At 65.8% G+C, this 14,266-nt stretch carries 14 protein-coding genes and 1 rRNA gene; 1 reads left to right on the forward strand and 14 read right to left on the reverse strand.

What is annotated here, in order from left to right; translation table 11 throughout:
• The 6 genes from QM618_RS10115 to QM618_RS10140 all read right to left on the reverse strand — a co-directional run.
• Positions 1 to 389 (reverse strand): 16S ribosomal RNA (locus QM618_RS10115); the annotation flags it as partial.
• Between the two features lie 537 nt (positions 390 to 926).
• A complete protein-coding gene (gene tyrS / locus QM618_RS10120) occupies positions 927 to 2,195 on the reverse strand; it encodes a tyrosine--tRNA ligase (protein ID WP_428098167.1) in 1,269 nt (422 codons plus the stop codon).
• 7 nt (positions 2,196 to 2,202) lie between these two features.
• Positions 2,203 to 2,706, reverse strand: coding sequence for a GNAT family N-acetyltransferase (locus tag QM618_RS10125; RefSeq protein WP_428098170.1), 504 nt, complete (start codon positions 2,704 to 2,706; stop codon positions 2,203 to 2,205).
• Positions 2,699 to 3,301: a hypothetical protein gene (locus tag QM618_RS10130; RefSeq protein WP_428098173.1), complete on the reverse strand. Its 603-nt coding sequence runs from the start codon at positions 3,299 to 3,301 to the stop codon at positions 2,699 to 2,701. Before QM618_RS10130 ends, QM618_RS10125 begins: the two co-directional genes overlap by 8 nt.
• Before the next feature lie 25 nt (positions 3,302 to 3,326).
• Complete coding sequence (locus tag QM618_RS10135; RefSeq protein ID WP_428098176.1) at positions 3,327 to 3,962, reverse strand: uridine kinase family protein; 636 nt, start codon at positions 3,960 to 3,962, stop codon at positions 3,327 to 3,329.
• A gap of 9 nt (positions 3,963 to 3,971) precedes the next feature.
• A complete protein-coding gene (locus QM618_RS10140) occupies positions 3,972 to 5,213 on the reverse strand; it encodes an MFS transporter (RefSeq protein WP_428098179.1) in 1,242 nt (413 codons plus the stop codon).
• Positions 5,214 to 5,235: 22 nt separating this feature from the next.
• Between QM618_RS10140 and QM618_RS10145 the strand changes: the two genes are divergently transcribed.
• Positions 5,236 to 5,706, forward strand: coding sequence for a YbaK/EbsC family protein (locus tag QM618_RS10145; RefSeq protein ID WP_428098182.1), 471 nt, complete (start codon positions 5,236 to 5,238; stop codon positions 5,704 to 5,706).
• A 55-nt stretch (positions 5,707 to 5,761) separates the two neighbouring features.
• Here QM618_RS10145 and argH read toward each other — a convergent pair whose 3' ends face one another.
• The 8 genes from argH to argC are packed head-to-tail and all read right to left on the reverse strand — an operon-like array spanning position 5,762 to position 14,211.
• Positions 5,762 to 7,186 carry an argininosuccinate lyase gene (argH, locus tag QM618_RS10150; RefSeq protein ID WP_428098185.1) on the reverse strand — a complete coding sequence of 475 codons (1,425 nt, stop codon included), beginning with the start codon at positions 7,184 to 7,186 and terminating at the stop codon, positions 5,762 to 5,764.
• Positions 7,187 to 7,188: 2 nt separating this feature from the next.
• Complete coding sequence (locus tag QM618_RS10155; protein ID WP_428098189.1) at positions 7,189 to 8,394, reverse strand: argininosuccinate synthase; 1,206 nt, start codon at positions 8,392 to 8,394, stop codon at positions 7,189 to 7,191.
• A 15-nt stretch (positions 8,395 to 8,409) separates the two neighbouring features.
• Positions 8,410 to 8,895, reverse strand: a complete 486-nt coding sequence (argR, locus tag QM618_RS10160; protein ID WP_428098192.1) for an arginine repressor — start codon at positions 8,893 to 8,895, stop codon at positions 8,410 to 8,412.
• Positions 8,892 to 9,836 carry an ornithine carbamoyltransferase gene (gene argF, locus QM618_RS10165; protein ID WP_428098195.1) on the reverse strand — a complete coding sequence of 315 codons (945 nt, stop codon included), beginning with the start codon at positions 9,834 to 9,836 and terminating at the stop codon, positions 8,892 to 8,894. The genes argR and argF overlap by 4 nt, the downstream gene beginning before the upstream one ends.
• Positions 9,833 to 11,053 carry an acetylornithine transaminase gene (locus QM618_RS10170; RefSeq protein ID WP_428098198.1) on the reverse strand — a complete coding sequence of 407 codons (1,221 nt, stop codon included), beginning with the start codon at positions 11,051 to 11,053 and terminating at the stop codon, positions 9,833 to 9,835. The genes argF and QM618_RS10170 overlap by 4 nt, the downstream gene beginning before the upstream one ends.
• Positions 11,050 to 11,961, reverse strand: a complete 912-nt coding sequence (argB, locus tag QM618_RS10175; RefSeq protein WP_428098201.1) for an acetylglutamate kinase — start codon at positions 11,959 to 11,961, stop codon at positions 11,050 to 11,052. Before argB ends, QM618_RS10170 begins: the two co-directional genes overlap by 4 nt.
• Positions 11,958 to 13,133 carry a bifunctional glutamate N-acetyltransferase/amino-acid acetyltransferase ArgJ gene (argJ, locus tag QM618_RS10180; protein ID WP_428098204.1) on the reverse strand — a complete coding sequence of 392 codons (1,176 nt, stop codon included), beginning with the start codon at positions 13,131 to 13,133 and terminating at the stop codon, positions 11,958 to 11,960. Before argJ ends, argB begins: the two co-directional genes overlap by 4 nt.
• 28 nt (positions 13,134 to 13,161) lie before the next feature.
• Positions 13,162 to 14,211 carry an N-acetyl-gamma-glutamyl-phosphate reductase gene (argC, locus tag QM618_RS10185; protein WP_428098733.1) on the reverse strand — a complete coding sequence of 350 codons (1,050 nt, stop codon included), beginning with the start codon at positions 14,209 to 14,211 and terminating at the stop codon, positions 13,162 to 13,164.
• Positions 14,212 to 14,266: the final 55 nt, after the last annotated feature.

Here is a 14,266-nt window from a genome sequence, read left to right on the forward strand (position 1 = left end):
ATCAGGCTTGCGCCCATTGTGCAATATTCCCCACTGCTGCCTCCCGTAGGAGTCTGGACCGTGTCTCAGTTCCAGTGTGGCCGGTCGCCCTCTCAGGCCGGCTACCCGTCGTCGCCTTGGTGAGCCGTTACCTCACCAACAAGCTGATAGGCCGCGAGTCCATCCCAGACCGATAAATCTTTCCAGACGCATTCCATGCAGAAGCGTCTCGTATCCGGTATTAGCCCCGGTTTCCCGAGGTTATCCCAGAGTCTGGGGCAGGTTACTCACGTGTTACTCACCCGTTCGCCACTGATCGCCCGGAGCAAGCTCCAGGGTCACCGTTCGACTTGCATGTGTTAAGCACGCCGCCAGCGTTCGTCCTGAGCCAGGATCAAACTCTCCGTTAATGTTTGATAGCAATCCGACCGAAGTCGGTTCACATACATACGAAGTGGTTCCGAGGAACCGGTTTAATCTCTAGCAAATGAACAAATGTCACTGACATTTAATTCTTTACCAAAGGAATCCTGCATCGCTTGGAGCCGAAGCTCTGTCGCGATGCCGGAGATTTGGCATCGACATGTGGCACACTGTTGAGTTCTCAAGGTTCGGACGCGCACCGCACTCAACCCTCTCGGGCCTCGTTTGGGGCAACCCTTCTAACTTACTCCCCTTGATCCTTCTTGTCAACTCGCCTCATCGGCGTGTCTCCAGTCTGGAGGGGCCCTCTATCGTACCTCTGATTGGGCGCGCATGCGACCGCTCATCGTTGCGATGGAGTTGCTGTCTCAGGTGACTCCCGCGGCCTTCTTCAGTCCTGCGGTAAGTGCTTCCGTCGTCGGCAGCAGACAAAACATTACGGGCTGGTTACGCCCAGGTCAAATCGCCCGAATCTCGGGCGTGTCGCGACCATCCTGCCTGGTAAACACGCATTTTGCTACCAGTCACGCGCTCGTGACGCGCACAAGCCCCACAGATTTTTTTCCTCTTCTTACGACGATCCAACCGCCCGCAAGCGTGGCCGCGCCACCCAAGATGAGCTCTTCGTCATCGACACGCTCATTGTTGACGTACGCGCCGCCCTCGGAGATCGCACGGCGCGCCGCCCCACGCGACTCAACGATGCCCGTTTCAACGAGCGCGTCAACCACCGTTGCGCCGGCCGCGAGGTCCGCGCTCGGCACCTCCTTGGCGACACCGTCAAGAGTCACAGCGTCGAGTCCACCGAGCTCTCCCCTACCAAAGATTGCCTGGCTGGCCTCTACAACGGCGCCTACAGCGTCGGGCCCATGAACGAGAGCGGTGACCTCAGCGGCAAGGGTGCGCTGCGCCTCCCTCTTGAAAGGCTCTTCGGCGACGACCGACTCCAAGTGTGCGATCTCGTCTCTAGACAAGAAGGTGAACACCTTGAGGTAGCCGATGACGTCAGCGTCGGCGCTGTTGAGCCAGAACTGGTAGAAGGCGTAAGGAGAGGTGAGCGCGGCATCGAGCCACACGGTGCCGGATTCGGTCTTGCCGAACTTGGTGCCGTCCGCCTTGGTGATGAGCGGCGTGGCGAGCGCGTGCACTGACGTGCCCTCCGCCTTGCGAATCAGCTCGGTGCCCGCGGTGAGGTTGCCCCATTGGTCTGAGCCGCCGGTCTGGAGCGTGCACCCGTAGCGCCGGTACAGCTCCAAGTAATCCATGCCCTGCAGCACCTGGTAGCTGAACTCGGTGTACGAGATCCCCTCGTCCGAGTTGAGCCGCCGCGCCACCGTGTCCTTCGCGATCATCGTGCCGAGGCGGAAGTGGCGGCCGACGTCGCGCAGGAGTTCGATCGCCGACATGTCTTTGGTCCAGTCAAAGTTATTGACCATGCGGGCGGCATTGTCGCCCTCGAACGACATGAAGGGCTCGATCTGCGCGCGGATGCGCTCCACCCATCCGTGCACCACGTCCACCGGATTGAGCGTGCGCTCTCCCGCCATCTTGGGGTCACCGATGAGACCCGTGGCGCCGCCAACGAGAAGGAGCGGTTTGTGGCCCGCGTCCTGGAGCCTCCGCACCGTGAGGATCTGCACCAGGTTGCCGATGTGCAAGCTGGGTGCCGTGGGATCAAAACCGCAATACAGCGTGACCGGGCCCGTGCTGAGGGCGTCGCGCAGCGCGTCATCGCCCGTTGTTTGCGAGACGAGCCCGCGCCAGGTCAGTTCATCAAGAATGTGCTCGGTCATGATGGACCTAGTCTGCCAGCGCGAGGTCCAGTCCCATGCACGTGCGGCCTTCAGCGATGTAGTCCGCGGCTGGCTTGAACCCGATCCCCCTAAACAGCGAGATCGCCTCGCGCCTGCCCGGCAAGAGGCCGATCACTACTCGCCGTACGCCGTGCTCGCGTCCCCAGATGGTGGCTGCGGCGATGAGCGCGCGCGCCACGCCTTGCTCGCGCTCGGCAGGCAGCACATACATGCGCTCGAGCCGCACCACGCCCTCCGCGTGAGGGACCACGAGCACCTGCCCCACCACGTCGTCGGAGCGAAGCGCAAGGAATGTCTCGCCGTGCGGCGGCTGACCATCGTTGGGATAGCCCGCGATGTGCTCCTCGTACTCGGGTGGGAGCGGATCTGGGGCTTCGCCACGAGCCCACGCGTCAGGCAACCCAAAGTATTCGGCGAGGAGCGAGCGCCCGCTCTCCAACAATTGCGGGTGGTCGCTCAGCCGCACAACAGCGGCATGTGGGTTAGCCATAGACGTGCGGCGCTGTCTGTGTGTCGAAGCGGAAGCGCGGCGCCAGGTCCGCACCCCGCACGGAACCGTCGAGGTGATAGGCGATCCCCCACTCCTCGATAAAGCTGCCGTCCGCGAACATGCACGGGGCGAACACCGGGAAGTCGTCGTCGCTTAGGTCCACGAGCCCGCCTCCGTTCGCCCCGGGCCCAAACGAGGACGTTCCGCCAAGCTCCGAGCAAATCGCTGCTGCGGGGTTGCCGCTTGGTGAGAGGTCTTCCGGAAGGCTCGCCTGCGAGTAAGCCAGCGCCGCGAGGGTTGGGTTCTGCGAGTACATGGTGTGAAGGTCAATGAAGATCGCCGTCTCGTCTCCGAGGGTCGATAGCTTGCACGTCCTGATGGGTTGGCCGAAGGGGATCCAGTCGCTCTCGTCGGTGTTGGTGCCGTACATGGGCTGGCGCTCCTGCACCTCGCCTCCTTGCGATTCGCAATACGCCACAGACTCGCCATCGAAGGGATCCACTGGTTCGCCAATCGTTGTCCGCGGTGCCGAACTATCCGTGCAACCAGCGAGTACGAGCACAACAAACGTCGCCGCCGCCACGTGCACTCTCATAGCCCGACGCTAACCCACTCTGGCATCAAACGTCCGGTATTGGCGCGGTTCCGTCGATGATGAAATCGGCCGCGCCGCGAGCACCGGTGAGTTGGTGCCGCGCCCGCTCGTCCCGCTCGAAAGTCTCCCAGAGGTTGATTACGTCGTCGTAGGAGTGTTGGTCCCGTTCCACCCCGCGGGCGAGGCGCGCATCCCATGGCGCCTCCACAAAGACCGTAAGCGAGGCGAGCGTGCGGGCACGCGGAGCCGCAACACCGACTCCCTCGATGATGAGGAACGGACGTTGGGGCACGGCGATTACGTAGGTTCGTTTGTCCTCCAACCAGTCCCACATGCGGAAGTCGCCATCTCCGCCGGCAGCGAGCGGCTCCAGGATCTGCCCCAACAGCACCTCGTCGAGAGTCGCGAGTCCACCCCAGCCTTCGTAGAGGTCGTCTCCATGCACTATCTGAACTGGGGCGTCCGAGGTGAGCGGAGCGTCGGGCATATAGGTGCCCGCCCCCGCAGAGGCCGAGCCGCCGAGCGCCACCGCGAGCCGGTTGGCGAGTGTCGATTTGCCAGCGCCCGCCTGGCCGTCAATCAGGATAAGGCGCGTACGGCCGCACCGCGGCTCGCCTGCGCGTGCGGCGTCGAGGAGCTGCGCAAAGCTGGGATTGGGCATGACGCCACCCTAGCGACGCGTGCGCGCGAGAACCGCGATCGGGATCATCACCGCGGCCAGCAACGCCGCCGCCCAAGCGAGCGTCGAGTAGCCCTGCCAGCTCATCACCACCCCGGCCATGCCCGCACCGGACGCGCCAGCGAGCGTGGTCAGAGCGTCGGACCGTCCCTGGAGCCGCGTGCGCAAGCGAGCGGGAGCGGACGACGTGAGCATCGCAGAGCCGGCAACCATGCCAAGGCTCCAGCCAAAGCCAAGCAGGACGAGGGCGAGCGTCGAGCCCCACACGGACTCAGGATCGACGACGGCCGCAACAACGCCCGAGGCGATCAGCACCCAGCCGGCACCAAACGCCACGAGCACCGAGCCATGCCGATCGACGAGCCAGCCGGACAGCGGAGAGGGCACGTACATCGCGGCGATGTGCGCTGCGATCACCGCGCCAATGGCGCCGATGGCGTGGTGGTGCTCGGTCATGTGCACGGGAGTCATGGTCATGACCGCGATCATTACCGCCTGGGCGATCACCATGATCCCGATAGCGGCAGCGACGCGACCGCGCCACTCGTCGGGGTCTGGATCGTCGGCACTAACGGCCGCGCGTTGACCGTGGAGCTCGCGGACAACGAGCAACGGGTCCGGCCGCAGCGCGAACCACAGGATGGCCGCGCCAACCGCGTAGGCGACACACGCGACGGCGAACGGCCCGAGCAGCGGGTTGAGTCCCCGCTCTTCGACGATGTCCCCGCTCCAACGTGAGGACACCGGACCGAGCACCGCGCCCAGTGTGGTCGCCATAAGCACGATGGACATGGAGCGTGCACGCCGCTCCGGCAGCGCGAGGTCGGCGCCGGTGAAGCGCGCTTGAAGGTTCGCTGCTGAGCCTGCGCCATAGACGAGGAAAGAGAGGAGCATCACGATCGGCCAGTGGTTTGCGACGGCGACGATGATGCCGGCGGCCCCAACCGCGCCGGTGACGTACCCGGCCGCGAGACCTGCCCTACGTCCGTGCCGCTGCGACATCGCGGCGATGCCTAGGGCGGCGACCGATGCGCCGATGGTCATGATGACGGCCGGTGCTCCCGTGAGCGCAGTGCTGTCCCACACGGATGCAGCGAGCAGCGCGCCCACGGTGATCCCCGCGGCGATGCCGAAACCGGAAAAGACCTGCGCAACCGACACCACGGTCAAGGTGCGGCGCTGAACGTGGGGAATGTCGAGACCTTCCTGCGCGGGAGCGCTTGGGTTGGCCACGGGACAAGACTACGGTGAGCCTATGCACCCCTCGAGCGCGCGCATTTTGGACCTGCTGGCCAACTTTGGGCTGAAGAGCGAGGTCAGAACGCTCGCGGACTCCACCCGTACTGCTGCAGAGGCGGCAGCTGCGCTGGGTTGTGACGTTGGCGCGATCGCCTCGTCCCTGGTGTTCCTGGCCGACGGGGTTCCCACCTTGGTGCTGACGTCCGGTTCGCATCGGGTTGACACGGAGCTGCTGGCCGGACAGATCGGCGCGGGCATCATCTCCCGCGCTTCGGCGGAGCAGGTTCGCGAGGCGACGGGGCAGCCCATCGGGGGCGTGGCGCCGCTTGGGCACCCTTCACCTGTTCCTACCTACATCGATGTGGAGCTCAAGAAGCACGGTGAGCTGTGGGCCGCGGCCGGAACGCCAAACTCGGTATTCGACATCTCGTATGACGATCTGAAGCGCGTAACTGGCGCCACCGAGGTGGTTGTCGAGGCGCCTTAGGGGGCCGGACAGGGCGGTCTAGATCCCGGACTCGCGGACCTCTAGCCGCGAAGTGCTAACCGCGCAGCCCAGCGGCAGCAGCGCGCGCCGCCGCGAGTTGCTCCGCAACTCGTTCGGGCGCGGTCCCTCCCACCCCGTTGCGCGCCGCCAGCGAGCCCGGAACCGTGAGCACCTCGAGCACGCCTGGGTTCAGATGTTCAGAGATGGAAGCAAGCTCCGCCGGGGTCAGTTCGCCGAGTTCCTTGCCCGCGCCTTCGCAGAATCGGACGCATGCGCCGGCGACCTCGTGAGCCTCGCGGAACGGCACTCCTTGGCGCACGAGCCACTCGGCAACGTCGGTTGCGAGAGAGAATCCTGCCGGCGCAAGAGATGCGAGCCGCGCGGTGTTGAAGCGCAGCGTGGCGATCATGCCCGTAAATGCAGGGAGCAGCGTCTCGAGCGTGTCGACGGCGTCGAGTGCCGGTTCATGCGCCTCTTGGAGGTCGCGGTTGTAGGCAAGCGGAAGCCCCTTAAGCGTCGCGAGGAGGCCCGCGAGATCCCCGATGAGGCGCCCGGACTTGCCGCGGGCCAACTCCGCGATGTCCGGGTTCTTCTTCTGCGGCATGATCGACGATCCAGTGGAGAACGCATCATCGAGAGCAACGAACCCAAACTCGACGGTTGCCCACGAGATGACCTCCTCCGCGATGCGAGAAAGATCCACCCCGATCATCGCGGCAACCCACACAAACTCAGCGATGACGTCGCGGGAGGCCGTGGCGTCAATGGAGTTCTGCGTGGGCCCACTGAACCCCAGTTCAGCGGCAACGGCGGCGGGATTCAGCCCCAGCGTCGAACCGGCGAGGGCACCCGCGCCATACGGCGACAGCGACGCCCGCTTGTCCCAGTCCGCGAGCCGCTCGGCGCCACGAAGCAGTGGCCATACGTGGGCAAGCAACGCGTGCCCCAACGTGACCGGTTGCGCGTGCTGGGAGTGCGTGCGTCCCGGCATAGGGGCCTCGAGGTGAACCTCCGCTTGGATGGCGAGAGCATCCACGAGGTCCAAGACCAGTGAGGAAATCGCTGCGGCATGGCGTCGCAGATAGCGTCGCTGCAGCGTGGCGATCTGGTCATTGCGCGAGCGTCCGGCCCGCAACCGCCCGCCCAGTTCCGCGCCCACTCGCTCGATGAGAACGCGCTCGAGGGCACCGTGAACGTCCTCATCGGACTCGGCGGCGACAACGTCACCAGACGCGACATCCGCCCGCATCTGCTCGAGCGCCGCAACCATGCGTGACGCCTCGTCATTCGTCAGGAGGCCAGCCGCCAAGAGCGCGTGAGCATGGGCAACAGAGCCCGCGAGGTCGTCGTCGGCGTAGCGCCAATCAAAGTGAGTGGACTTACTCAGCGCGGCAAGGGCCGCATCTGGTCCCGAGGCAAACCTGCCGCCCCACAGCGCTCCTTCAACGGTGCCGCCCTCAACCGTGCCGCCCTCGCTCATCGCTAGAGACCCTGCTGCGCAGCGGCCCGCGCCGCGGCCTGCTTCGCCGCGAGGCCGTAGATCTCGATGAACCCGCGCGCCGCAGACTGGTCAAAGGTGTCTCCCTCGTCGTACGTGGCGAGGTTGAAGTCGTACAGGCCAACCGACGAGCGGCGGCCGGTGACGGTCGCCTTTCCACCGTGCAGGTCCATGCGAATCTCGCCCGTCACGTATTCCTGGGTGTCGTCGATGAACGCGTCCAAGGAACGCTTCAACGGCGACGACCACATGCCGTCATAGACCAGTTCCGTCCACTCGTCAGCGATGCGCTTCTTGAAGCGCGCCTGCTCGCGCTCTATCGTCACGTTCTCGAGCTCGCGGTGCGCCTCGATGAGCGCGATCGCGCCAGGAGCCTCGTAGATCTCGCGGCTCTTGATGCCCACGAGACGGTCCTCGACGATGTCGATGCGTCCCACACCCTGGGCGCCGGCACGGCGGTTCATCTCGACGATCGCCTGGAGCGGCGTCACCGCCTGGCCATCAATGGCAACCGGAATGCCGCGTTCGAAAGCAATGAGCACCTCATCGGGCACCGGCGGAAAGGCCGGGTCATCGGTGTAGTCGTAAACGTCCTTCGTAGGCGCGTTCCAGATGTCCTCGAGGAAGCCCGTTTCCACGGCGCGGCCCCACACGTTCTGGTCAATCGAGAACGGGTTCTTCTTGGTGGTGGCGATCGGTAGCGAGTGGCGCTCGGCGTACTCGATGGCGCGGTCGCGCGTCAGCGCAAGGTCGCGCACGGGCGCGATGCACTTGAGCTCGGGGGCGAGCGAGACAATGCCCACCTCAAAGCGCACCTGGTCGTTGCCCTTTCCGGTGCAGCCGTGGGCAACCGTGGTGGCACCAAATTGCTTGGCCGCCGCAACCAAGTGCTTCACAATCACCGGCCGCGACAGGGCCGATACCAGGGGGTACTTGTCGTGGTACAGCGCGTTGGCCTTGAGCGCCGGCATGCAGTACTCATTCGCGAACTCGTCGCGCGCGTCCGCAACGTAGGCCTCCACGGCGCCACAGTCGAGCGCACGCTGGCGGATGACCTCGAGGTCCTCGCCACCCTGGCCAACGTCAACGGCCACCGCCACCACCTCGGCGCCCGTAGCGTCGGCGATCCAGCCAATCGCCACCGACGTGTCAAGGCCGCCCGAGTACGCGAGCACAATCCGTTCAGTCATTACTTTGGTTACCTTTCAGTGGCCCGACGCTCGGGCAAGAAACTTGGCGGCGAGGCTCTCCCCGCCGTTGGGTTCACGGGAAATCACGATGATGGTGTCGTCGCCGGCCACAGTGCCGAGGATGTCCTCGTCCTCGTGGGAGTCGATGGCCATGGCGAGGAACTGTGCGGCGCCTTCTGGAGTGCGCAGCACGGCGAGGTTCGCGGAGCCTGCCGCCGAATGCAGCAGTTCCGCGCACAAGCGGTTAAGCCGAGTAGAGCCATCCTCAAGCGACTCCACAGTGGCCTGCGTGGCATAGGTGAGCCGGCCGTCGGCCCCGCGCACCTTCACCGCACCCACCTCAACGAGGTCGCGAGACAGTGTGGCCTGGGTGACGTGGATGCCTTCGGCGTCGAGCACTCCCGCGAGTTGCGTCTGCGACTCGACGCCGCCGGCCTCGATGAGGTGGCGCACTCGCGCCTGGCGAGCCGCCTTAGTGTGGGGAATCTGGCCGATTGTCACGGTGTCACCGAACCCCGTGACACCAACCACGTCAGCAGCGCCTTCTGGGCATGCAAGCGGTACTCGGCCTCGAGCCACACGATCGACTGGGGACCGTCCAAGACCTCGGCCGTGATCTCCTTGCCGCGATACGCGGGAAGGCAGTGCAGCACGTTAGCACCGGGGTTCGCGAGCTCGAGCGTGCGGGCGTTCACCTGGTATGCGTCGAATACGCCGGCCCGGGTTCCCGACTGATCCTCGTCACCCATCGACACCCACGTGTCGGTGGCGATGACGTCCGCTCCGCGCACGGCGTCCTCGACGTCCATCGTGACGGTCACGGACCCGCCATTCTCGGCGGCGATGCGCTTGGCGTCGAGCACAACTGCCTCGCTCGGCAGGTAGTCCGACGGCGCGCCCACCCTCACGTGCATGCCCGCCAAGGCGCCACCAAGCAAGTAGCTGTGGGCCATGTTGTTGGCGCCGTCGCCTACGTACGTGAGCGTGAGGCCGGCGAGGGCGTCCACGCCACCCCTGGCGTCGGCCACAGCGGCGAGGTCCGCGAGGATCTGGCACGGGTGGAAGGAATCAGTGAGCGCGTTGACCACGGGGACCCCCGCGTGCTGCGCCATCTCGTCGATGCGCTCCTGGCCAAAGGTGCGCCATACGATAGCGCTCACCTGGCGGCCGAGCACCTTGGCGGTGTCCGCGATCGACTCGCCGCGTCCCATTTGCGACGTAGCGGTGTCGAGCACAAGCGGGTAACCGCCGAGTTCCGCGACGCCAACGGAGAACGAGACTCGCGTGCGCGTGGACGGCTTGTCAAAGAGGATCGCGACACCTTGCGGACCGGAAAATGGCTGGTGCAGCTGCCGGTTTGCGCGGAAGGCGAGGGCGAGCTCGATGACCTCGCGCTGTTCGGCCGCGGTGAGGTCGTCGTCGCGAAGGAAATGGCGCGTCATGAGTTCGCCTCCGAGGCGTAGGCGGCGATGATCGGCGGCACGGCCTGGGTGAACCAGACAACAAAAGTGTCAATCTCTTTGGCGGAGATCGTGAGCGCCGGGACCAAGCGAAGCGAGTCAGCGGTGGGCGCGTTGACGATGAAGCCCGCCTCCAGCGCGGCGGCGGCCACCTGCGCGGCCACGGGAGCGCCGAGTGCGGCACCCAGCATGAGTCCCTCGCCGCGAACCTCGGTGACGAATGGCAGCGCCGCAAGTGCCGAGCGCGTGTGTTCGCCAACATTCTTGACGTTGGTGAGCACGTCCTCTTCCTCAAGGATGCGCAAGGTCGCGAGGGCCGCGGCCGTGGCGAGCGCATTGCCGCCAAACGTGGAGCCGTGCTCCCCCTTGACCAGCAGCGTGCCCGCCCACGGGCCAAACGCGACCACAGCGCCGATCGGCACGCCCCCGCCGAGCCCCTTCGCGAGGGCCATGACATCGGGAACCACGCCGTGGAGTTGGTGGGCGAACCATGCGCCTGTGCGGGCCACTCCTGTCTGCACCTCGTCGAACGCGAGCAGTGCGCCGTGGGTGGTGCAGATGTCACGGGCTAGTTGCAGGTACTCGCTGGACAGCGGGTGCACTCCGCTCTCGCCTTGGATGGGCTCGAGCACGATCGCTGCGAGGTCATCACCCGCTGCCGCGCGCAACGCGTCCAGGTCGCCTCGCGGCACAAACTGCACGCCGGCGGGAAGCGGCTCGAACGGCTTCCGAATCGCCTCCTTGCCGGTGAGCGCGAGCGCGCCCATCGAACGCCCATGGAAGGAACTCTCAAGCGCAACGATCCTGGTACGGCCCGTCTTGCGCGCCATTTTGAAGACGGCCTCCATGGCCTCCGTGCCGCTATTGGTGAGGAACACGCGAGAGCCGGCCGGAGCGTCGGCCAATTGCAAGAGCCGCTCTGCAAGAGCGATCTGCGGCTCCGTGGCAAAGAAGTTTGAGGCCTGCGCGAGCGTTGCCGCTTGCGACGCGATCGCCTGCACCCAGCCGGGGTGGGCGTGGCCGAGCGCGGTCACGGCGATGCCGCCGAGCAGATCCAGGTAGCGGTTACCGTCGGCATCCCACACGTATGAACCCTCGCCGCGAGCGAGGACGCGCTGAGGTGTGCCGAACGTGGCCATGATCGCCTTCTCATAGCGATCGAGGCCCGCCTGGTCCAGGTCGCCGATACCCGCGCTCACGTCCACAGCTCCTTGTCAGGCATGACCATGGTGCCGATACCGGCCGTGGTGAAGATCTCGGAGAGCATCGAGTGCGCCTGGCGCCCGTCGATGACGTGCGCTTGCGGCACTCCCCCGCGCACCGCGCGCAGGCACGCCTCCATCTTGGGCTTCATGCCGCTCTCGAGCGACGGCAACAGCTCTTCCAGCGAGGAGGCGGTGATCTGACGGATCAGCGAGTCGCGATCCGGCCAGTCGCGGTACAGGCCCTCGACGTCGGTGAGCACGATGAGTTTGCGCGCGCGCAACGCCACCGCGAGAGCGGCGGCCGCGGTGTCCGCATTCACGTTGAGCACCGTGGTGGGGTCGTCAATGTCAGGGGCCACCGTAGACACGACGGGGATGCGCCCGGCCTCAATGATGTCCAGCACGGCGGCCGGGTTGACCTTGATGACGTCGCCAACGAGGCCAACGTCGACGGCCTCGCCATCCACCGTTGCGTTGCGACGCTTGGCCTGCAGCAGGCCCGCGTCCTCGCCGGAAAGGCCAACAGCGTGCGGACCGTGGTCATTGATGAGGCCAACGAGTTCGCGCGAAACCTGGCCTGTGAGCACCATGCGCACCACGTCCATCGCCTCGGGTGTGGTGACGCGCAGGCCGCCACGGAACTCACTTTCGATGCCCAAACGCGTAAGCATGTCCGAGATCTGCGGACCGCCCCCGTGCACCACCACGGGGTGAAGTCCCAACAACCGCAAGTGCACGATGTCTTGAGCGAAAGCGCGCTTGAGCGTCTCGTCGATCATCGCGTTGCCGCCGTACTTGATGACCACCACGGCGCCCTTGAAGCGCTCGATCCACGGCATCGCGTCGATGAGCACGCCCACTTTCTGCTGGGGCGTCAGGTCTGGAAGCTGAATCTCGGTCATGTGCTGTACGCGCTGTTCTCGTGGACGTAGTCGTGGGTGAGGTCGTTGGTCCAGATGGTGGCGGTGGCGTCGCCCGCGTGCAGATTGATCTCCACACTCACCTCGCGCTCGGCAAGGGACACGCCATCGCGAGAGTCACCAACGCCTGCCGCACGGCACACCTGCACGCCGTTGATGGCGACGTCGATTTGGGTGGCGTCAAACGGAGCGACGTCCTCGGGCACGGTGCCTGCAGCAGAGATGATGCGGCCCCAGTTGGGGTCGCCGCCAAACACGGCGGCCTTGAAGAGGTTGGAGCGGGCAACGGCACGGCCGACGGCCTCGGCAGCCTCCTCCGATGTTGCCCCAACAACGGTGATCGCGATGTCGTGGGTGGCTCCCTCTGCGTCGGCAACGAGCCCGCGCGCGATCTGCGCGCAGACATCCGTGAGCGCCGCCTCAAACTCGTCAATACCAGGCATAATGCCCGATGCTCCGCTCACCAAGAGCAGCACGGTGTCGTTGGTAGACATGCAGCCGTCGGAGTCCACGCGGTTAAGGGTGGTACGGACGGCCTCCTTGAGCGCGGCATCGGCACGGTCCGGGTCCACGACGGCATCCGTCGTGATGACACACAGCATCGTGGCAAGTCCAGGCGCGAGCATCCCCGCGCCCTTCGCCATACCGCCCACAACCCAGCCCTCACCCTGCGCAACGGCCTGTTTGGTGACCGTGTCCGTGGTGAGGATCGCGTGGGCGGCGGCGTCGCCGCCGTCGGCAGCGAGCGCGGTCGCGGCCCGCGAGACGCCGTCAAGCAAACGGTCCATGTCGAGCCGCAGGCCAATGAGCCCGGTAGAGCACACGGCGACGTCGCCGCTCGAGATGTCCCGGCCGTCGGACTGAAGGACGTTCGCCACGTGCTCGGCCGTGCGGTGCGTGTCCGCGAAGCCCTCCGCACCGGTAGCGGCGTTTGCACCACCGGAGTTGAGAATCACCGCGTCGACGCGGCCGTCCGCGAGCACCTGGCGAGACCACGCCACGGGAGCGGCGAACACCCGATTGGATGTGAACACGCCGGCCGCGACATGCGTGGGACCCTCGTTGACCACGAGCGCGATATCCGGCTTTCCGGACGGCTTGAGCCCAGCCGTGACGCCGGCGGCGATGAATCCTGCGGCAGCGGTGACACTCACTGCGCTGCCTCCACTACTTGCGCGCCGCTCACGGCGCGACTCCAATCGTGGACAACCCGCGAGTCTCCGGCAGCCCAAGCGCGAGGTTCATCGACTGCAGCGCGGCTCCGGCGGTGCCCTTCACAAGGTTGTCGATGGCGCACACCACCACGACGCGCCCGGCGTTACCGTCTACCGCCACCTGCATGAGGGCCGTGTTCGCACCAAGGGTCGCCGCCGTCGAGGGCCACTGTCCTTCGGGCAACAGGTGAACGAAGGGCTCGTCCGCATACGCCTCTTCCCACGCCGCGCGCACTGCCTCAACATTGACGCCCTGAGCCAGCGGTGCCGTGACGGTCGCGAGAATTCCGCGGGCCATCGGCACCAGCGTGGGCGTGAAGCTCAACCGGACCTCGGTGGCGCCTGCGGATTCGAGATTCTGAATGATCTCCGGGATGTGGCGGTGTGACCCACCAACGGCGTACGGAACCGCCGCCCCGAGCGCTTCACTCGCCAGATACGTGGTCTCAAGCTTCTTTCCCGCGCCCGAGTACCCGTTCGCGAGCACGGCAACGATGTCGCTGGCGTTCACAACGCCCGACGCTACGCCTGGCTGTAGCGCAAGCGTCACCGCGGTGACGTTGCAGCCGGGTACGGCGATGCGCTTGCTACCAGGCAAGATGTCCCGCTGGTGGCCCGAAGCGGTGATGAGCTCCGGGAGCCCATACGGCCAGCTGCCCGCGTGCTCGCCGCCGTAATAGGCCGCCCACGCGCCGGGATCGGTGAGACGGTGGTCCGCGCCGCAATCTATGACGAGGGTGTCTTGCGAGAGCTGGGCTGCAATCTGGGCCGACTTGCCGTGCGGCAACGCGAGCACCACCACGTCGTGCCCCGCGAGCGTCTCTGCGGTGGTGTCCGCGATGATCCGATCCGCGAGCGGGACGAGGTGGGGTTGGTGCACTCCAAGTGCGTCCCCAACAGACGAGTGCGCGGTGAGTGCGCCGAACTCGACATCAGGATGCTGGCTGAACACGCGCAGCACCTCGCCGCCCACGTACCCAGACGCGCCAGCTACTGCAACGGAGATCGCCATATGCATAACCATACATCCCCTTGCATATCTGGGCAACGACACGCCACCGTTACATTCGCAA

Source organism: Demequina sp. (genome assembly GCF_049841215.1).
Classification (GTDB): Bacteria; Actinomycetota; Actinomycetes; order Actinomycetales; family Demequinaceae; genus Demequina.

Excerpts from the sequence above, each read along its gene's own strand:
- argH (WP_428098185.1), bottom strand. The coding sequence starts at position 7,186 with ATGAGCGAGGGCGGCACGGTTGAGGGCGGCACCGTTGAAGGAGCGCTG.
- tyrS (WP_428098167.1), bottom strand. The coding sequence starts at position 2,195 with ATGACCGAGCACATTCTTGATGAACTGACCTGGCGCGGGCTCGTCTCG.
- QM618_RS10125 (WP_428098170.1), bottom strand. The coding sequence starts at position 2,706 with ATGGCTAACCCACATGCCGCTGTTGTGCGGCTGAGCGACCACCCGCAA.
- argB (WP_428098201.1), bottom strand. The coding sequence starts at position 11,961 with ATGACCGAGATTCAGCTTCCAGACCTGACGCCCCAGCAGAAAGTGGGC.
- QM618_RS10145 (WP_428098182.1), top strand. The coding sequence starts at position 5,236 with ATGCACCCCTCGAGCGCGCGCATTTTGGACCTGCTGGCCAACTTTGGG.
- QM618_RS10135 (WP_428098176.1), bottom strand. The coding sequence starts at position 3,962 with ATGCCCAATCCCAGCTTTGCGCAGCTCCTCGACGCCGCACGCGCAGGC.
- QM618_RS10155 (WP_428098189.1), bottom strand. The coding sequence starts at position 8,394 with ATGACTGAACGGATTGTGCTCGCGTACTCGGGCGGCCTTGACACGTCG.
- argC (WP_428098733.1), bottom strand. The coding sequence starts at position 14,211 with ATGCATATGGCGATCTCCGTTGCAGTAGCTGGCGCGTCTGGGTACGTG.
- QM618_RS10130 (WP_428098173.1), bottom strand. The coding sequence starts at position 3,301 with ATGAGAGTGCACGTGGCGGCGGCGACGTTTGTTGTGCTCGTACTCGCT.
- argF (WP_428098195.1), bottom strand. The coding sequence starts at position 9,836 with ATGACGCGCCATTTCCTTCGCGACGACGACCTCACCGCGGCCGAACAG.